Raw genomic sequence first — 18,940 nt, forward strand, 5'->3', positions numbered from 1 at the left:
TTGAGTTCTTGGTGTTGAAGTGCTCGATGTCCATAACAAGGCGTTTGGGTCTAGCTGGCTTGTGCGGAGCCACGCGCTGAACCGGTCTCCAACGCCGCATACATCCGCTCGAGAGTCTTCGCCGCACCGCGGCTCCAGTTGTCGGCGATGGCCTGCGACATGGCGTCGGGAAAAATGTCCTCCGCGCCTTTCCCGACTCCGTCGAAGATGGCTTTCGCGACTGATTCGGGGGCGGCTTTCGGTATGTCGAGACCGCGCGTCATATCCGTGTCCACCGGGCCGGTGATTACCGCGTGAACGCTCACGCCCCGTCCGGCCAACAGCACGCGCAGCGATTGCGTCAGGTTGAACGCGGCCGCTTTCGAGATCGAGTAGGCCGGGATGAGTGGCAACGGAGCCAGCGCGTTCACGGACAGATTGTTCACAATGGCTCCGCGGGAGCGGGTCAGCAATGGCAGGAAGGCCTGGATTACGTCGTAAGTGCCGAAGAGGTTGACGGTGAGGTGGCGTTCGAGTGCGGAGCGCTCGCTCAAGTCGTCGTAGAGCGCCATGCCGGCGTTGTTGATGAGGACGTCGAGCGAATCGACTTCACCGAGCGCCGCCTGGATCTGCGTCGTGTCGGTCACGTCCATGATCAGGTTCGTAACGCGCTTATCTGGGTGGACCATGGGCGCGCGGGTACCGAGGTACACGCGCTTCGCGCCTCGGCCCAGGGCCTCGTCGACCAGCGCCCGCCCGATGCCGCGGTTTCCGCCGGTGACCAGAACTGCTTTTTCGGCGATTCTCACCATGATGACGATCTCCTCGTTGACCCTTCGACGGAGCCGGTGCAACGTCGACGCGGCACCCGGTTTTCGGTCCGCACTCATTGAGATACGTCGGGCCCCGGGAAGTCATCGGTGGGCCGGTCGCCGATGTCGCGGCGGATCCGGAGCGATGAATTGCGTCCGCCGCGTGTATCTGTACTGATACAGGGTTTTCCATCCCGAGGCGTCGGAGGGCGAGCATGCCATTGCAGGCCGAATTCATGGAGCGGGCTGCGCCGTTTCGTGCCGAGTTGATTGCGCACTGCTACCGGATGCTCGGTTCGGTGCACGACGCCGAAGACCTGGTCCAGGAAACGTACCTGCGCGGCTGGCGCGGTTACGAGGCGTTCGAGCAACGCGCGGCATTGCGGACGTGGCTGTACCGGATCGCGACAACCGCATGCCTCCGTGCGCTCGAGAACCGCGCTCGTCGCGTCCTACCCGCCGGAGTCGGCCCACCGGTTACCGCGTCAACCGACCCGCACGCCAGCCTCGACGGCGCTGGTGGCTATGACTGGCTGGAACCGATCCCCGACGACCTGACCGTGCCGACCCCCGAATCTGCCTTCACCGCAAGGCAAAGCGTCCGCCTGGCGGTGATAACCGCGATGCAGGAGCTTCCGGCGCGCCAGCGAGCCGTGTTGATCCTGCGCGACGTCGTACAGTTCAGCGCCGCCGAGGTTGCCGAACTCCTGGAAACCACGCCCGCTGCCGTCAACAGTGCCCTGCAGCGCGCCCGTGCACATCTCGCCGAGGTGGCGCCCAGCGAGGACAGCGTGGCCGAGCCCGACGACGCCGAGCTCAAGGCATTGCTCGACCGCTACTGCGCAGCATTCGAGAACGCCGACATGGCCGCTCTCACCGAACTGCTACAAGCCGATGTGAAGCTCGAAATGCCGCCGGTGCCACTGTGGTTCACCGGACGCGACGCCGTCACCGGCTTCCTTGCCGCGCGGGCCTTCACCACACCCGGAGACATGGCGTTGATCCCGACAGCGGCGAACGGCCAGCCCGCTGTCGCCGAATACCGACGCACCGAAGACGGCGTCATGCGGGCCCATTCGATTCATGTCGTCACGCTCGGCACCAGCGGAATTGCTGCCCTCACCGTCTTTCTCGATCCGGCGCTCTTCGCCACTTTCGGCTTGCCGCCGAGCCGATAAACCCGCGCTGCGCCTACCCTCGAGTTCACATCTGGTTCAGATGTGGACAGGGGTGGTAACACACCATGAGTATTAGGCGCGGTACTGGTCGTTGAAGGGTGACTGAGTGAAAATTCCGGGTATCGGCCTGGTGGGCAGTTTGGCCGATGGTGTCGTGCAGGCCGGTGCGCAAGCTGCGTCTGGTGCCGCGGGCACCGTGCAGATGCTGGCCAGCCCGGTCGTGGAGTTGGTTGGGCCGGTGGCGCAGGCCGCGGCTCAGTCGACCGGCCGGGTGCTCGGCATCTCTAACGGCTCGGCCGCCCGGCCCACACCACCGGTGCGCTGGCAGAGCGGCCACCGGGTGCATCTGGATCTGGACCCGCTGCTGCCGTTCCCGCGCTGGGACGAACATGCGGCGGTGGTGGAGGAGCCGGTGCGGCGCATCTCCGGGGTGGCCAAGGCTCACGTCGAGTGCGCGCTAGGCCGGCTGGTGGTCGAGCTCGACCCAGACGCCGACGCCGACGCGGTTATGGACGAGGTGCGTGATGTGGTTGGCGCCGTCGCCGAGGACCTGACGCTGGTGGGGGCCGGATCGGCGCCACCGGTCGCGGCGTTCGCCGACCCGGGCAACCCGTTGGCAATCCTGGTGCCGCTGACGGCCGCGGCGATGGATCTGGTCGCAATGACTGCCGCCATCACCGGCTCGGTCGCCAAACTGCCCGCCGCACCGCAAACCACCCGGGCCGTGGTCGCTCTCATCAACCATCAGCCGCGCATGGTGTCGGTGCTGGAGTCGCGGTTGGGTCGAGTCGGGACCGATATCGCGCTCAGCGCCGCGACGGCAGCGGCGAACGGGCTCACCCAGGCATTCGGCACCCCCATGCTCGATCTGGTGAGCCGCGGGTTGCAGCTTTCCGAGGCGACTGCCCATCGCCGCGTATGGCGCGACCGCGAACCCCAGCTGGCCTCGCCGCAACGGCCGCAGGCCCCGGTGGTCCCCGTCATCTCGTCGGCCGGGACGAAGTCGCACGCGCCGCGGCACGCGTGGGCGGCCGCGGCGGCGGGTGACGAAGCACATGTCGTGGTCGGCGGAGCAATCGATGCCGCTATCGACACCGCGAAGGGGTCGATGAAGGGGCCCGTCGAGAGTTACTCCGATTCGGCGGCGAACGGCTCGCTGATCGCCGCGGCGAGCGCGCTACTCGCCGGCGGCGGCACCGAAGATGCGGCCGGCGCGATCCTGGCCGGGGTACCCCGCGCGGCTCATATGGGCCGGCAGGCGTTCGCGGCCGTGCTGGGTCGCGGCCTGGCCAACGCCGGCCAGCTGGTGCTCGACCCCGGTGCACTGCGCCGCCTGGACCGCGTTCGAGTGGTCGTGATCGACGGCGCCGCGCTGCGCGGCGACCACCGGGCTGTCCTGCATGCCGAGGGAGACGAGCCCGGCTGGGACGACGACCGCGTCTATGAGGTCGCTGACGCACTGCTGCACGGCGAGGAGGCGCCCGAGCCCGACCCCGACGAGCTGCCGGCGATCGGCGCGCGGCTGAGATGGCTTCCGGCACAGGGGCCGTCGGCGGCGCCCGCCCAAGGCCTGGAACGCGCCGACCTGGTGGTCGACGGCCAGCGCGTCGGCGGTGTCGCCGTCGGCTGGGAGGTCGACCCGTATGCGATCCCGCTGCTGCAGACCGCGCACCGAACCGGAGCCCGGGTGGTTCTGCGCCACGTGGCCGGCACCGAAGACCTGTCCGCCAGCGTCGGCGCGACGCACCCGCCGGGCACGCCGCTGCTGAAGCTGGTCCGAGACCTTCGTACCGACCGCGGACCGGTGTTGCTGATCACCGCCGTGCACCGCGACTTCGCATCGACGGACACCCTGGCGGCGCTGGCGATCGCCGACGTCGGCGTGGCTCTCGACGATCCCCGCGCCGCCACCCCCTGGACCGCCGACATCATCACCGGCACCGATCTCGCGGCAGCCGTGCGGATCCTGTCGGCGATTCCGGTGGCCCGCTCGGCCAGCGAGTCGGCGGTGCATCTCGCCCAGGGCGGCACGACGCTGGCCGGGCTGCTGCTGGTCACCGGCGAGGAGGGCAGATCCACTAACCCGGCCAGCTTCCGTCGCTGGCTCAACCCGGTAAATGCCGCGGCCGCAACGGCTTTGGTGTCGGGAACGTGGTCGGCCGCCAGGGTGCTGCGGCTGGCCGACCCGACCCCCCAACCGCTGACCGCCTGGCATGCGCTGGACCCCGAGATCGTCTATTCGCGGCTGGCCGGTGGCGCGCGCCCGCTGGCCGTCGAGGCCGGGAATCCGGCCTGGCGGCGCATTCTGGACGACCTGTCCTACGAACCGGTGGCCGCCCCGCTGCGCGGCCCGCTACAAGCACTGGGCCGGCTGGCGGTGGCCACCAGGCATGAGCTGGCCGACCCGCTGACGCCGATCCTGGCGGTCGGCGCCGCTGCGTCGGCGATCGTCGGCAGCAACATCGACGCCCTTCTGGTTGCCGGGGTGATGACCGTCAACGCGATAACCGGTGGGGTACAGCGGTTGCGGGCCGAGGCGGCGGCTGCGGAATTGTTTGCCGAACAGGACCAGCTCGTGCGCCGCGTCGTCGTCCCGGCCGTGGCGACCACCCGTCGACGGCTGGAGGCCGCCCAGCACACCACCCGTACCGCCACGGTGTCCGCGAAGTCGCTGCGGGTCGGCGATGTCATCGACCTGGCCGCGCCAGAGGTAGTCCCGGCAGACTGCCGGCTGCTGGTAGCCGAGGACCTCGAGGTCGACGAGTCCCTGCTCACCGGAGAATCGCTGCCGGTGGACAAGCAGGTCGAACCCGTCGCGGTCAACGACGCCGACCGGGCCAGCATGCTGTTCGAGGGCAGCACGATCGTCGCGGGACACGCCCGCGCGATCGTCGTGGCCACGGGAGTCGGCACGGCCGCGCAGCGGGCGATCTCGGCGGTCGCCGACGTGGAGACGTCGGCCGGCGTGCAAGCCCGGCTGCGTGAGCTGACCAGCAAGGTCCTTCCGCTGACGCTGGCCGGGGGTGTCGCGGTGACCGGTTTGGCGCTGCTGCGCCGGGCGTCATTGCGGCAGGCGGTCGCCGACGGTGTCGCGATCGCGGTGGCCGCCGTGCCGGAGGGACTGCCGCTGGTGGCCACGCTATCCCAGCTCGCCGCGGCACAGCGGCTGACGGCACGCGGCGCGCTGGTCCGCGCTCCTCGTACCATCGAGGCCCTGGGCCGGGTGGACACCATATGTTTCGACAAGACCGGCACCCTCACCGAGAACCGCTTGCGTGTGGTGCGGGTCGTGCCGGCGAAGGCAAAGGTGCGGGGCCCCTACCCGGACACGACGGATCCGGATGCCGCGGTGGTGCTGCGGAAGGCCGCATGGGCGTCCACCCAGCCCCACGACGGTCAGGGCCATGCGCACGCCACGGACGAAGCCATCCTCACCGCGGCGAGTTCACTTAACGGCCAAGGCGATTCGGGTTGGACGGTGATCGCCGAGGTACCATTCGAGTCCAGTCGTGGTTTCGCCGCGTCCATCGGAACGTTGAGCACTGACCCCGACACCCCGATGCTGATGCTCAAAGGCGCTCCCGAGACGGTCCTGCCGCGCTGCCTGTTCCCCGACCCGGACGCCGATCACCAGCACGCCGAGTCGTTGGTACACCACCTCGCCGAGCAAGGCCTGCGGGTGCTGGCAGTGGCGCAGCGCCGTTGGGAGCACGACACCGACGACGACGAGGACACCGATGCCGACGCCGTCGACGAGGCCGCGCACGACCTCGAGTTGATCGGCTACGTGGGATTGGCGGACACCGCGCGGCCATCCTCGCGCCCTCTGATCGAAGCGCTGGTGGACGCCAAGCGACAGGTGGTGCTGATCACCGGCGACCACCCCGTCACCGCACGGGCGATCGCCCGACAGCTGGGCTTGCCACCGAATGCACGGGTGGTGACCGGATCCGAACTCGTCGGCCTCGACGAAGACGCGTCGGCCAAACTCGCGGCCGACGTACAGGTTTTCGCCCGCGTCAGCCCCGAACAGAAGGTGCAGATCGTGGCGGCGTTGCAGCGCTGCGGGCGGGTGACCGCGATGGTCGGCGACGGGGCCAACGACGCCGCCGCCATCCGGATGGCCGACGTGGGTATTGGGGTCAGCGGTCGGGGTTCTTCGGCAGCGCGCGGGGCCGCAGACATCGTGCTGACCGACGACGACCTGGGCGTGCTGCTCGACGCTCTGGTCGAGGGCCGCACCATGTGGGCAGGCGTGCGTGACGCGGTGACGATCTTGGTCGGCGGCAATGTCGGCGAGGTGCTTTTCACGATCATCGGGACGGCGTTCGGCGACGGGCGGGCGCCGGTCGGAACTCGGCAACTGCTGCTGGTGAACCTGCTCACCGACATGTTCCCCGCGCTCGCCGTCGCGGTGACCTCGCAGTTCGAAGAGCCCGACGACGAGGACTACGAATCCGAGGCCGAGGCCGAGGAGGCGCGTCGTGCATATCAACGTATGGTGTTGACGTCGCCGACGCCCTCGCTCGACGCGCCCCTGATGCGCCAGATCGTCAACCGCGGCGTGGTCACCGCTGCCGGTGCCACCGCAGCCTGGGCGATGGGACGCTGGACGCCGGGGACCGAACGCCGCACGGCCACAATGGGATTGACCGCCGTGGTGACCACGCAGCTGGCGCAGACGCTGCTGACGCGCCGGCACAGCCCGCTGGTCGTGGCCACCGCCCTGGGCAGTGCGGGGGTTTTGGTCGGCATCATCCAAACCCCGGTGCTCAGCAACTTCTTCGGGTGCACGCCGCTGGGCCCCGTGGCCTGGACCGGGGTGATCACCGCGACAGCCGGAGCCACCGCGGTCTCGGTGCTGGCGCCGCAGTGGTTGACAAAGACGATCGGCGCCGTCGTACCCGATCAGCAGTAGAAATTTTCGGGCGAGCGGTCGGGCGAGCGGATGCACCGGCCGTCGCTCCAACCCCTGGACGGGGATCAGCCTATGTTCGGTGTGAACTCACGGCGTTCGGTGTGAACTGACGGCGTTGGGTGTGCATTCTGGGCGTTCCGTGTTACTACAGGGCGGGAATCGGAACGTTTCGCCGCCCTGCGTTCACCTGCAAAGCCCAGGATTCACACGCAAAGCCCAGGATTCACACGCAAATCCCGGCCAACGCGTAGTCGGCGCACCACTCCCGACAACCCGTCGGGCTGGTCCCATCGGAAGTCACTGTTCGGCGACGACGTTATTACGGCGTGGCCCGTGGCCCGCATCGGTTCCGTAACCAATTACGTTGCCCACCTAGGCAAAATCCTCCTGCCACCGATACGGTTCCGCAGGGGGTGATAGCGGAGACTATTGATACCAAAGGGAGAATGTTGAATATCTTGGCTCGATTCAACATCACGATTGCCGTCGGCGCCGGATTGTGCGGAGCCGCTATGGCATTCGGTCCGGATGCGGCAGCCACCCCGCTGCCGATGGGCGGGCCCACCTGCCTCGAGCAGATGGCGGGGGCCGCGGCACCGGTAGCCGCGCCGGCGCCGATGGCTTTGCCCGGCCCTCATGTCGTCGCGGCGCCGCCTCTTCCGCTCGATGTGCCCGCACCTCTTGCGCCGGCCGGGGCGGGCGCGGCCGCCCCTGCTCCAGCGGCGGCGCCACTTGAAACCATGGCGGGGGCTGTCCCGCGAGCGGGCAAGGGCGTGCCCACTGCACCAGCGGCCCCGGTGTCGGCTCCGGTAGTGCTGCCCGGCCCGTTGCCTGCGCCGACAGAACCTACGGCTGTTCTGGTGGGGGCCGTTGCCCCGGATACCCGTGCGGGTTGCGCGGGTGGATGACGAAAAGGCTATCCCTGCACGATTACCGGGTCACCGACGTTGACGGCGTTGTAGTACCACTCTGCGTCGGCTGGACTCAGGCTGATGCAGCCGTGGCTGACGTTCTCGGCGCCCATCGATTGAACCGCCCACGGAGCTGAATGCACGAAGAGCCCGCGGCTGCTGATACGGACGGCGTAGTCAACCGTGACCCGGTAGCCCTCGGGATCGTCGACCGGAATACCTACGCTGCTCGAATCCATGGTGACTGAACGGTTTTTCGACATGACGGCGTAGGAACCGACCGGCGTCGGGAATTCAGACTTACCCATCGAGGCGGGCAACACTCCGTCTTCTCCCCAGTGCGGCCGATGGTGCGGTGACGGCAGCGGCGGCGATGTTCCCGGTTCTGCTCCGTCGATGGTGACCGTGAACGTGTGATCCGAGATTTTGGCGACACCGAGCACAGCGGGACCGGTTTTGAAATCCGTGGCCAATGCGCCTACCGACAACTTCACGCTGCTGTGCGCCGGCCAGAATCGGTCGGGTACCCACTGCACCACATCACGGTCGAGCCATTCGAACCTGCCGGTCATCGCGGGCGTCGATTTCACTTCAATGGCGCGCTCCGCCACCTGCCGATTGGCAACAGGCGCAGTAAAAGTCACCACGACGGGGTGTGCGACGCCCACCACCTGCCCTCGCGCTGGCAGCACCGACGCGACGGCGAAGTCATGCGACTGGTTGGCTGCCGCGAGACTTATCCGCTCGGGCGGCGCAATCAACGTCGCGCAGATCCCGATCACCACCAGAACAGACCGAAGTGCCGCTCGCATCGCTTCCGTCATCCTTTACCCGCCGAAGAGCCCAAGAAGAACTCCAAAAGAGCTGTGTCGTTGGTCGATGGTAGGGGCGACACGACGCTGGCGACGCCAGCGCGCGCGGGCAGCTCGATCAAGTCTCGGTCAAGTTTTGATCACGGCGAACAGGCGCGAAAGCTCCTGTTTCGCGCAGAAATTGGGTGCTTTTGCTCGCGCTCAAGTAACAAGTTGCTTGCGCAGCACCTTGCCGGCCGGGTTGCGTGGAATGCTGTCGACGAGGTTGATGTCCCGGGGCTGCTCGAATCGAGATACCTTGCCCTTCAAATACTCTCGTATCACCGACTCGTCGATGTCGCTGCCGGGCCGCGGAACGATGAAGGCAGCCAGTCGCCGCCCGAACTTCTCGTCGGGCACCCCGATCACCGCGTTTTCGGCGATACCGGGGTGTTGGGCAAGCGCGTTTTCCAGTGCCCGCGGGTAGACGTTTTCGCCGCCCGAGACGATCATGTCGTCCTCGCGACCGACGATGTAGAGCCGTCCCGAATTGTCGAGGTAGCCCATGTCACCCGTGCTGGTCATGCGGTCGATGCGGGCTTTGCCTCCGCCGTCGGTGTATCCATCCGCGCCCAATTCACCGCCCACGAAGATGCGGCCGGTCACACGCGGCCCGACCGGCCTGCCGTTTCTGTCGAAGATGCGCACCGGACATCCCGCGACCGGTCTTCCGACCGTCTCCGGGGCATTACGCACTTCGACCGGTGTGGCCAGCGCGCCGATGCCAACCTCGGTGGAGCCGTAGGCGTTGTAGAGGACGTCACCGTAAGCATCCATGAAGCGTCGCGACAGGCTGGGATCGAGGCGATCGCCGCTGGAGAGCACCACCCGCAGGCACGGTAAAGCGTTGCGCGCCCGCACCCGCTGCGGCAGGTCAAGAATGCGCGCCAGCATGATGGGGACCACGCTCATCGCGTCGGCACGCTGCAGCGATGCCTGCGCCAGCGTGGTCTCGGGATCGAAGCGCCGATGGGTCAGCACGGTACCGCCCAGGCTCACGGTCAGCATCAGCACACCGAACCCGAGACCATGGAACATGGGTACTGCCAACGCGATTCGCGACCCGACGCGTAGCCGCGTGCGCTCCAGAATAGTGACGCCGACGCCCACTCCCGAACTTAGTCGCGGTGCCCGCGGCACTCCCTTGGGTATGCCGGTGGTGCCCGACGTGAGCAACACGAGGCGGCCCGTCGCCGCGACCTTCGGCCGGGAATCGCCGGGTTGCGTCTCGACTGTTGCCGGATCGATCACCGTGACGCGCCCATCGCACTCGCGTATCTGCCCGCTGAATTCCTCGTCGGCGAACATCGCCTTGACCTGGTGCGAATCCAGCGCGCCGGCAAGCGCATTGAGGCGGAACTCCGTGCTCACCAGCACCACGTCGGCGCCGACGAGGGCGACCGCGAACACCGCTGCGACGAAGTTGCGTCCATTGCGGCACATGACTCCCACCGCCTCGCCGGGTCCGGCGCCGCCGCGAGAGAGCTCGCGCGCAAGTGATTCGACCTGGGACTGCAGCTCTCGATAGCTCAGCGCGCCGTCGTCGTCGATGATCGCCGTCCGGTCCGGCCACCGTGCGGCCGAAATGGCAAGCAACGTATACAGATTGGTGCCTCCCCGGTACAGCTCGCGGATCAACCGCAACAGTGGGACCGGCGCAGGAGGACTGAGCAGTCCGGAAAAAGCCAAGCCCCGCACCGCGGTGGCGGCGACGCTACCGGTCGTCATGCGTCATCCCGCCGCCGGTCGCCGGATTCGGTGAAAAACCGGCGGTGCCAGATCCGGGCCGCGTAGTCGGCCGGCCCGGCCAGCACCACCGAGGCGATCTCGGCCGGCCACACCCACGGCGGTTCGATGGTGCGCGGCCGCTCGATGATCGCTTTCGCGATCGAGTCGGCCGCCTGGTCCGGATACAACCCCGGCAACCTCCCCAGCATCGGCGTCGGCTCAATCATGCGGGTACGGACCAACGCGAAGTAGACCGACGTGACGTCGACGCCGTCGCTGTGCAGTTCCGGTGCCACACTGCGCAGCCAGCGATCGAACGCCCCTTTCGACGCCTGGTAGGCGCCCCATTGTGGGCCGGGCACGACACGCACGCCGACGCTCGACACATTCACGATGTGGCCACGCCCGTTCTCCCGCATGGCCGGTAGCACGCCGAGCAGCAGCCAGATCGGCCCTAGGTAGTTGATGTCGATCGTGCGCTGGAAATCGTGCGGGCGGTCGTACTGGTGGTGCAGCGAGCGCCGCAAAGACTTGCCCGCATTGCTCACCACGACGTCAAGCGGGCCGTGGTGCTCGGTGATCTGCTTGGTCAGCACGTTGACTGCGGTCTCGTCGCTCAGATCCGTCGGGTACACGACCGCTGTGCCGCCGCCGGCATTGATCGACGCCGCAAGGTCGTCGAGCCGTTCCGCCGAGCGGGCCACCACCAGCACCTTCGCGCCGGCCGCAGCCAGTTTGCGGGCAGTCGCCTCGCCAATGCCGTAGGACGCCCCAGTCACCAGCACGGTCTTGCCTGAAACGGCCTTGCGCAGCCTGTCTGGATCCGATACCTGCCCCGGGTTGGCCACTCTGTCGAGTGTGGCCTCGACGGCCTGGGTAATCACATTCATCTTCACTGCCGCATTTCGTTTCGCACACCGCCGCTGCTCGACCCTGTGCTCTCGACATGTAACCACTAGCAGACCACAACCCGATTGGGGTGCGGCGCCCAGCCTGCCTGTCGGGGAAGCCGGACGGTTACGCCGCGGCGCGGTTATAGAGCCGGCGTGGGTCGATGCCGGCGCGTCGCCAGGCCGTGGCCGCCCAGGGCGCGTAGACGAACCACAGCGGCATCCGGTTGATCAGTGGATTCAGCGCGCGCATGACGGCTGCGAAGCGTTGAAAACGCTTCTCCTTCTTGGCATCCCACTGCAGGTCGCAGACCGAGCGCATCTGCGGCGGCAGGGTTCCGACCAGCACGAGGCGGGTGTAGGCATTCAGCGGCGCAGACAGGATCTTCCACAGCGGCCTGGGGATCCAGCGCGGGCCGGGGATGCCCTTGCGGATATAACCCGTGCCGTAGAGCACAGTCTTGTGTGGGACGAAGCGCTCGAGCATGGCGTCCCAATATTCGACGAACTCGTCGTACGTTTGCGGCTGGCCGCGGTCGCTGACTCCGTAGAGGCTGTACCAGATCTTGCCTTCGTTGAAGATCTGCTCCTTCTCGGCGTGCGACAGCCGCCGGATGAACATGTCGGTGTTGTAGATGACCTGGTCGACGAACGTGGCGTGCGCCCAATAAAACAACTCCGGGTTCAGCGCGTGGTATCTCGACCCGTCGCTGATGGTGCCCTTGATCGGCTTGTGGAAGTCCCGCACTGTGCGGCCCCAACCGTGAGGGTCTTCGGAATAGACGGTTTTCATTAACGGCGGCGCGGTCCGCTTGGCCCGGCCCAACGTATCGCTGAAAATCACCGAGTGGTCGAGCACGCCCTGGCCGAGCTGTTCGATGCAGTTTTCGACGCCCGCGACGCGCTGGAATCCGAAGAATTGGGTGCGGTGATCGCCATAGAACTTCCAGATCAGCGAATCGGGTCCCAGCCGCGGCGCATCGTTATTGGCTCCATCGGCAAGCACCGGCACCGCTTCTCGCACGCCGGTGTCGAATCGGGCACCGGCGCTCGACCCGGCCAGCTGGTCATTCTGGGCCGTCATGCCCGACCTCCATGCGACAGTGGAACAAAATGTTATCTTTGTTCCAACCTAGCAACCGGTTCAAGCGTCCGCAAAGCAGGTGAGCCATCAAGACCAAGCGAGCAGCACCCGAGGCGCTCACCGAACTCGATCGCGCCATCCTGGACACGGCTCGAACGGTGTTCGAGACCTACGGCGTGCGGCGCGCCAACATCGAAGACGTCGCCGCTCGCGCAGGTGTCAGCCGCAGCACCATCTACCGGCGCTTCCCCACCAAAGACGACCTGTTCGAGCACGTCGTACTACGCGAAGCGCAGCTCTTCTTCACCACGCTGGACCAGGCCACCGCCGGCTGTGATCCGCAACAGGCCGTAGTCGAGGCCTTCGCGCTCGGCGTGCGCCTGGTCCACGACTCGCCGCTGTACTCGCGGATCGCCGACAGCGAACCGGAGCTGCTCGGCATGTTCTCCCATTCCCGCGCCTTCCCGATCTCCCAGTTCGCCGACGGAATCGCCCATACCCTGCGGCGATGCGGTGCCGACATCCCCGAGGCCGACCTCGCCAACATCGCCGACATACTGCTGCGCGTAGCCCTCGGCATCATCGTGTTCCCCACCGACCGGCTCGACACCTCGGATCCCGCGGCCGTTCGTGAATACGCAGCCCGCTATCTGGTGCCGATCCTCGGCCGGACCGGCCGCTAGCTGCCGCTGCGACCTGTCGGTGCGCTGAACTAGCCTGGATGCCGTGACCCGGTTTGCTGGGGCTCCGCGAACCCGCTACGCCAGTTGCGGCGAGACCGACATCGCCTATCAGGTGTTCGGCGACGGCCCGATCGACCTCGTAGTGCTGCCGGGGCCGTCCATCCCGATCGACTGCATCGATGCCGAGCCCTCGATGTACCGCTTCCACCGGCGATTGGCATCCTTCGCCCGGGTGATCCGGCTGGACCAGCGCGGGATCGGCCTGTCGTCGCGGGTCTCCTCGCCCGACATGATCGGGCCCGAGTTCTGGGCGAAGGACGTCGTCGGCGTGATGAACGCCGTCGGATGCGAGCGGGCGACCATCGTGGCGCCCGGCTTCACCGCGATGACCGGACTCGTGCTGGCCGCCGACTACCCCGAACGGGTCAGCAGCCTGGTGATCATCAACGGCTCGGCCCGGTCGCTCTACGCGTCCGACTACCCCATCGGCGCCACTGTCGACTCGCTCGATCCCTACACGGACCTCCTGGTCGACCCCGATGCCGTCCAGCAGGGTTTCGACATGCTCGGCATGATCGCACCCAGCGTCGTCCATGATGAGGCTTTCCGCTCCTGGTGGGACATGGCCGGTAATCGCGCCGCCTCCCCGAGCATGGCGCTGGCGATGATCAGAACCATCCGGGCCGGCGACGTGCGGGACAAGTTGGCGCGGGTTGCCGCGCCGACCCTGATCCTGCACCGCGCCGACTCGACGTTCACGCCAGTCTCACATGGTCGGTACCTGGCCGAGCACATCGCCGAGTCCCGCCTCGTGGAACTACCCGGCGAAGACAACCTGTACTGGGTCGGCAACACCGGGCCGCTGCTCGACGAGATCGAAGAGTTCATCACCGGGATGCGGGGTGGTTCGGATACCGAGCGTCTGCTCACCACAATCATGTTCACCGACATCGTCGGGTCCACCGAGCGCGCCGCCCTGCTCGGTGATGATCGGTGGCGTGACCTGCTGGACAACCACGACACCATCGTGCGCCATGAACTGCAGCGCTTCGGCGGCCGCGAAGTCAACACCGCTGGCGACGGATTCGTCGCAACATTCAGCAGCCCCAGTGCCGCGCTCGCCTGCGCCGACGAGATCGTCGACGCGATCAGGGTGCTCGGCATCGAGGTGCGGGTCGGGATTCACGCGGGTGAGGTAGAGGTGCGCGGCGGGTTGAAAGACGACGTGGCCGGCATGGCCGTGCATATCGGTGCGCGCGTGGCCGCCCTGGCCGGGGCCAGCGAGGTACGGGTGTCGTCGACGGTGCGAGACATCGTCACCGGATCGCGGCACAGGTTCGCCGACCGCGGCGAAAGCGTCCTCAAAGGCGTGCCCGGGTTGTGGCGGATGTATGCCCTGGAGCGCGAGCACGCGGTCGTCGCGCGCTAGCGAAGGAGCCCTATGACCGACGTGAATCTCTCGATGCCGCCGGCGTTGCGCCGGGCCCTGGATCTGCTCATCGATCCGCCCGCGCATCCGGACGTCAGCAAGGGGTATCTCGATCTGCTGGGCACCGCATCCGACACCGTGCCGAAGAACACCGGCGCGATCCAGGCCGCCTGGGCGTCACCGGTCGGGTCGATGCTCTACGACAACGCACAAGCCCTGAGTCGCCGCGTGCTCAGCGCGTGGCAGCACCCCGTCGAGTGGCTCAGCATCCCGTCGGGCGGCGTCGCGCTGGACGTCGGCTCCGGCCCGGGTAACGTGACCGCGTCGTTGGCCCGCGCCGCCGGGCCGGACGGCCTGGCACTGGGTGTGGACATCTCCGAGCCGATGCTTACCCGCGCGGTGCGCGCCGAAGCCGGCCCGCAAGTCGGCTTCCTGCGCGCCGACGCACAACGACTTCCGTTGCGCGACAGTGTTTTCGATGCAGTAGTCTCGATCGCCATGCTGCAGCTGATTCCCGATCCGGCGGCGGCGCTCGCCGAGATGGCGCGGGTGCTGCGGCCAGGTGGACGGCTGGCGGTGATGGTCCCCACCGCGGGGCGTGCCGCCCGGTTCTGGCGCATGTTGCCGAACACCGGCGCGCACGCGTTCGACGACGACGAAATCGCCGACACGCTGGAAGACCACGAATTCGTCAGCGTGCGAGTCAAGACCCTCGGAGTATTTCAGTGGGTGCGCGGCAAAAAAGGATGAGCCCTACCGCCGCTACTGGTCCCGTTTGAGTGCGGGGTGGCTGCGCGCCAGGAAGGGCAGCAGCAACTCCGGCGGCGTGACCCGGGAAAGCGACGCAGCCACGCGGTTGACCCGCCCCGGGATGACGACGGCTTTGCCGGCCGCGAGACCGTCGATACCGGCCTGCGCGACCTGGTCGGCCGGAATCCACATCACCTTCGGCAGTGCCGAGTCGGCTTCCTCCTTGGAAAAGCCGGCCGCTTCGCCGAATCCGGTGTCCACCGGCCCCGGACACAGCGCGGTCGCGTTGACCCCGGTGCCACGCAATTCTCCGCGCAGGCTGTGGGTGTAGGACAACACGAACGCCTTGGCGGCGCCGTAGGCCGCCTGGCCCGGCAGGGGTTGGAACGCGGCTGTCGACGCCACGTTGAGCACCGCACCTCGATGCCGGTCGACCATTCCCGGCAGGAACCTGCTGCACAGGTCGACTACCGCGGCGACATCGACCTCGACCAGGTTGAGTTCTTTTTCCGGAACCGATTTCGCGACGGGCCCGGTGGTCGAGAGCCCCGCGTTGTTGACCAGGATGTCGGGGACCAGACCCAGCGCCGTCACCCGGTCCGGCAAAGCCGCTCGGTCCTCTCGGTTCGACAGGTCGGCGGGTAACGGGTGGGCGTGCGTGCCCAGCCGTCCGGCGAGTTCTTCGAGCCGATCGGCGCTGCGGGCTACCAGCACGACCTGATAGCCGCGCTGGGCGAGTATCCGCGCAAATTCCTCGCCAATGCCGGACGAGGCGCCGGTGACGATGGCCGCGCGGTCTTTCTCTGGTGGTGGGAGAGCCATACCGGGACCCTACCGGGCCTCAGGCATTGGCGCCCGAGTCGGACGCCTGGGCAAGCACGGCCAGCCGGTCCAGGGAGGCGCGCAGCATGTCGCGTGTGGTCGCACGGGCACGGGTCAGGCGGACGGGATCGGTCAGCTGTGTCCAGTCGTAGGTGTGGGTCACGCGGGTGAGGTCGGTGCTCACCGGCTCGAGCAGCCAGCGCCACAGGTGGCCGGGCGGTGTCTTACCGGGTTCTGCTGGCCGCCAAGCGATTTGGCTTCCCTCGATGAATTCGACGACGTGGTTCTCCCGCACACCACCTTGGGTCAACGTCATCTTGAACACGTCGCCGGCCTGCCGGACACGCTGGCCTTGCGCTGCCGAGGCAAGGTTGTTGTTGCCGTCCCAACTTGGCTGCAGGGACGGGTCGGCGATGAGGTCGAAAATCCGCTGCGCGTTCGCCGCGATGATGCGGGTTACGCTCACAATTCGTTCTTCGGGTTCCATGACGCAATCCAAGCACGTCGAGCTTGACGTCCGCGTCGTCAGCAGCGCTCAGCGCCTCGTTGCATCAGCTGTGGGCCGTTGCCGAGGTGGCGAGGCCTGCGCCTCAGCAAGGCGTAGAAGGCGTCACACGCTCGCGCCCGGAGGGGCGCGGCCACAACCAAGTTGTCAGGGCTCTGGTCGGTCCAGGTCTGGATAATCGGCATGCGCGTGGTCCTTTCGAAAGTTCCCCGCTGCAACGAATTTCATCGCGGATGATTTACCATCATGCCGCGCCCCGGTAAACACCACGCAAAGCGGTACTGTGGTGTCCCGCACAGCATGAGCCGTTACGAGCACCTCGTCACATTCGCATTAGGGCGGGCAGGCGATGCGTGCCGTCGTCTCCGAAAGCGACACGTCGTGTCCTGCACCGCAATGAATCTGGGGAACAAGTGCGGCGCCGCATCCTTCGTGAATGAATTCCAGTGCTTTGGTCTCGCCCTGCAACAGCCTGCCGAACTCAATCAGGCTCAGAAGTACCGGAAACAGGTCCCGGCCGCGTTCGGTGAGCACATACTCGTGGCGCGTCCGCTGCCCGGGCTGCCGATACGGCTGCTTGGCCAGCAGCCCGGCGTCGACAAGCTGGCGCAGACGCTTCGCTGCGATCTGTTCGGTGACGCCCGCACGGCGCGCCAGATCGTCGAAACGCCGCCCGCCCCAGAGCACCTCGCGGAGCAACACCATCGCCGAATGGGTACCGATCAACTCGAGCGCATGCTCCATCGGACAGAGGTCGGCGACCGTCCAACTGTCGCGATCAGCAAGCGGACCCGCCAGCTTCATCACTCCGGAACCATCCGTGTTCATCGTTGTGACACTACGCGCTGACTTGACTTGAGGCTAGCCAGCCTCGCACGCCACGCTGTCAATCAAACGTTCCGGTTGTTGGTTGCCCGCGTGACGTGTTCGGCAATGCGGGCGTAGGTTCGCCGCGTGGCGTCGATGGCCTCGCTCATGATGTTGTAACCGTGGTCGACGCCGGCCACTTCGTAGTATTCGGCCAATGCGCCGGCGGCGGCGAGCTTGTCCGCGTATCTGCGGGCTTCGTCGCGAAGGCGGTCATGCTCCGCCGTCACGACGAGGGCCGGCGCGATGCCGGTCAGTCCATCGGCGTTGTCACCCCAGGCTGGAGACGCCAGGCGGTCGCGTCGCTGCGCCGGATCGGGAATGTAGGCGGTGTCGAAGATCTCGCCCATCCACGGCTTCATGACTGCGCGACGACCTGCCGGGGAGGGCTTGTCACGGGTGGGTGTCACCAGGTCCAGCGGTGCGTAGTGCAGTACTTGCAGCGAGATCTGGGGCTCGCGGCTTTCGTGCGCGAGCCGGGCTGCGGCGGCGCTGAGGTTGCCCCCTGCGCTTTGGCCGCCGACACACAGTCGCGCGCCGTCCCAGTCACGGTCAGGACTCGCCGCCCAACATACGATGTCGTAAATCTGTTGCGGCGCAGCGGGAAAGCGATGATCTGGGGCCAGGACGTAGCTGGCGTTGATCACGACCACTCCCGCGTTGACGGCCAGATATCGGCACCACGGATCGTCTTGCTCGGGATGGCCGACGACGAATCCACCGCCGTGGACGTTGACGTAGACGGGCGGTTTCGGCGTGGTCGCCGGCGGTCGGTAGATGGTGGCCGACGCGTCGCCGTGTCTGGTCGGGATGCTGACTTCTGAGGTGGCAGCCTCGATTTCCGGAAACTGCACCGCAGCCTTCGGGCTCGGGTTGACCGCAGCGGTGAACGCACGCGACAGCGTGTCGGCGACAACTTGTTTCGACAGAATCGACATCAGAGGTCCCGGACGTTCCCGCGCCGGCGTCGATTCGGCGACCGTCCATCAGGCACTGAGGATGAGGCAGCTGCTCGTCGCGGTTGCCAGCAGCTTGCCGTTGCGACTGGTCAATACCGCCTCGGCGAGCGCGGTGCGCCGGCCCATGTGGGTGACCGTCCCGGTGCATCTGACCGGTCCGGTGTCGACGCTGATCCGCCCGATGAACCGAACGGACAGATCGAGGCTGGTGTAGCCGACGCCGGCGGGCAACAGGGTGTGGACCGCACATGCCGCAGCCGAATCCAACAACGTGCAGTACACGCCGCCGTGCACGGACCCGATCGGGTTGTAATGCGATTCCGACGGCGTCATGGTGAACACCGCCTGACCCTCTGCGACCGACTCCAGCCTGGCGTCCAGTGTCCTCATGATCGGTGGTTGCGGGATCGCGCCGTCGATCATCCGCTGCAAGAACTCAATTCCCGGCAGGGCCGCCGCAGCCTCGGCCGATATCTGCGGGTCGGACCATTCGATCGTCCGAGTGCGTCCGAAGTTCGTTGTCTCGCAGACTGTTTCACTCATCGAAGATCACACTTTCTGGTCTGGCCGCACG

General features: G+C 67.0%; 16 protein-coding genes. 6 read left to right on the forward strand and 10 right to left on the reverse strand.

Annotated elements, in window-relative coordinates; all coding sequences use genetic code 11:
- Positions 1–50: 50 nt before the first annotated feature.
- Positions 51–869: an SDR family NAD(P)-dependent oxidoreductase gene (locus A9W99_RS03300; protein WP_253869541.1), complete on the reverse strand. Its 819-nt coding sequence runs from the start codon at positions 867–869 to the stop codon at positions 51–53.
- Between the two features lie 137 nt (positions 870–1,006).
- Here A9W99_RS03300 and A9W99_RS03305 point away from each other — a divergent pair, with 137 nt between their 5' ends.
- The 3 genes from A9W99_RS03305 to A9W99_RS25795 all read left to right on the forward strand — a co-directional run bounded on the left by A9W99_RS03305 (position 1,007) and on the right by A9W99_RS25795 (position 7,795).
- Positions 1,007–1,969: a sigma-70 family RNA polymerase sigma factor gene (locus A9W99_RS03305; protein ID WP_067373263.1), complete on the forward strand. Its 963-nt coding sequence runs from the start codon at positions 1,007–1,009 to the stop codon at positions 1,967–1,969.
- Between the two features lie 106 nt (positions 1,970–2,075).
- Positions 2,076–6,887 carry a cation-translocating P-type ATPase gene (locus A9W99_RS03310; protein ID WP_067373265.1) on the forward strand — a complete coding sequence of 1,604 codons (4,812 nt, stop codon included), beginning with the start codon at positions 2,076–2,078 and terminating at the stop codon, positions 6,885–6,887.
- Between the two features lie 446 nt (positions 6,888–7,333).
- Complete coding sequence (locus A9W99_RS25795) at positions 7,334–7,795, forward strand: hypothetical protein (protein ID WP_082929792.1); 462 nt, start codon at positions 7,334–7,336, stop codon at positions 7,793–7,795.
- Between the two features lie 8 nt (positions 7,796–7,803).
- Here the strand turns inward: A9W99_RS25795 and A9W99_RS03315 are convergent, their stop codons facing one another.
- The 4 genes from A9W99_RS03315 to A9W99_RS03330 form a co-directional block, all read right to left on the reverse strand.
- Positions 7,804–8,610, reverse strand: coding sequence for a L,D-transpeptidase (locus A9W99_RS03315; protein ID WP_067373586.1), 807 nt, complete (start codon positions 8,608–8,610; stop codon positions 7,804–7,806).
- A gap of 201 nt (positions 8,611–8,811) precedes the next feature.
- Entirely contained in the window at positions 8,812–10,377 is a 1,566-nt protein-coding gene (locus A9W99_RS03320; RefSeq protein WP_067373268.1) for an AMP-binding protein, read from the reverse strand.
- A complete protein-coding gene (locus A9W99_RS03325; RefSeq protein WP_067373589.1) occupies positions 10,374–11,267 on the reverse strand; it encodes an SDR family NAD(P)-dependent oxidoreductase in 894 nt (297 codons plus the stop codon). The genes A9W99_RS03320 and A9W99_RS03325 overlap by 4 nt, the downstream gene beginning before the upstream one ends.
- A 127-nt stretch (positions 11,268–11,394) precedes the next feature.
- A complete protein-coding gene (locus A9W99_RS03330) occupies positions 11,395–12,351 on the reverse strand; it encodes an oxygenase MpaB family protein (RefSeq protein ID WP_067373271.1) in 957 nt (318 codons plus the stop codon).
- 86 nt (positions 12,352–12,437) lie between these two features.
- On the opposite strand from A9W99_RS03330, the gene A9W99_RS03335 reads away from it, so the two are divergent.
- Genes A9W99_RS03335 through A9W99_RS03345 form a run of 3 tightly spaced genes read left to right on the forward strand, consistent with a single transcriptional unit; the run spans position 12,438 to position 15,213 of the window.
- A complete protein-coding gene (locus A9W99_RS03335) occupies positions 12,438–13,034 on the forward strand; it encodes a TetR/AcrR family transcriptional regulator (RefSeq protein ID WP_067373274.1) in 597 nt (198 codons plus the stop codon).
- 43 nt (positions 13,035–13,077) lie between these two features.
- Positions 13,078–14,463: an adenylate/guanylate cyclase domain-containing protein gene (locus A9W99_RS03340; protein WP_067373277.1), complete on the forward strand. Its 1,386-nt coding sequence runs from the start codon at positions 13,078–13,080 to the stop codon at positions 14,461–14,463.
- Between the two features lie 12 nt (positions 14,464–14,475).
- Positions 14,476–15,213 (forward strand): methyltransferase domain-containing protein, encoded by a 738-nt coding sequence (locus A9W99_RS03345; RefSeq protein ID WP_067373280.1) that lies wholly within the window; start codon positions 14,476–14,478, stop codon positions 15,211–15,213.
- A 12-nt stretch (positions 15,214–15,225) separates the two neighbouring features.
- Here A9W99_RS03345 and A9W99_RS03350 read toward each other — a convergent pair whose 3' ends face one another.
- The 5 genes from A9W99_RS03350 to A9W99_RS03370 all read right to left on the reverse strand — a co-directional run bounded on the left by A9W99_RS03350 (position 15,226) and on the right by A9W99_RS03370 (position 18,909).
- Complete coding sequence (locus tag A9W99_RS03350) at positions 15,226–16,035, reverse strand: SDR family oxidoreductase (RefSeq protein ID WP_067373283.1); 810 nt, start codon at positions 16,033–16,035, stop codon at positions 15,226–15,228.
- 19 nt (positions 16,036–16,054) lie between these two features.
- The gene (locus A9W99_RS03355) at positions 16,055–16,522 is read right to left on the reverse strand and encodes an SRPBCC family protein (RefSeq protein WP_067373286.1); all 468 of its coding nucleotides are present in this window, start codon (positions 16,520–16,522) and stop codon (positions 16,055–16,057) included.
- A gap of 351 nt (positions 16,523–16,873) precedes the next feature.
- On the reverse strand, positions 16,874–17,344 hold the full coding sequence (locus A9W99_RS03360; RefSeq protein ID WP_067373593.1) for a helix-turn-helix domain-containing protein: 471 nt from the start codon (positions 17,342–17,344) through the stop codon (positions 16,874–16,876).
- An 86-nt stretch (positions 17,345–17,430) separates the two neighbouring features.
- Positions 17,431–18,261: an alpha/beta hydrolase gene (locus A9W99_RS03365; protein WP_067373596.1), complete on the reverse strand. Its 831-nt coding sequence runs from the start codon at positions 18,259–18,261 to the stop codon at positions 17,431–17,433.
- A gap of 132 nt (positions 18,262–18,393) precedes the next feature.
- Positions 18,394–18,909 (reverse strand): PaaI family thioesterase, encoded by a 516-nt coding sequence (locus A9W99_RS03370; protein ID WP_067373289.1) that lies wholly within the window; start codon positions 18,907–18,909, stop codon positions 18,394–18,396.
- Between the last annotated feature and the right edge of the window lie 31 nt (positions 18,910–18,940).

The sequence above is a fragment of the Mycobacterium sp. 1164966.3 genome (genome assembly GCF_001665395.1).
Classification (GTDB): domain Bacteria; phylum Actinomycetota; class Actinomycetes; order Mycobacteriales; family Mycobacteriaceae; genus Mycobacterium.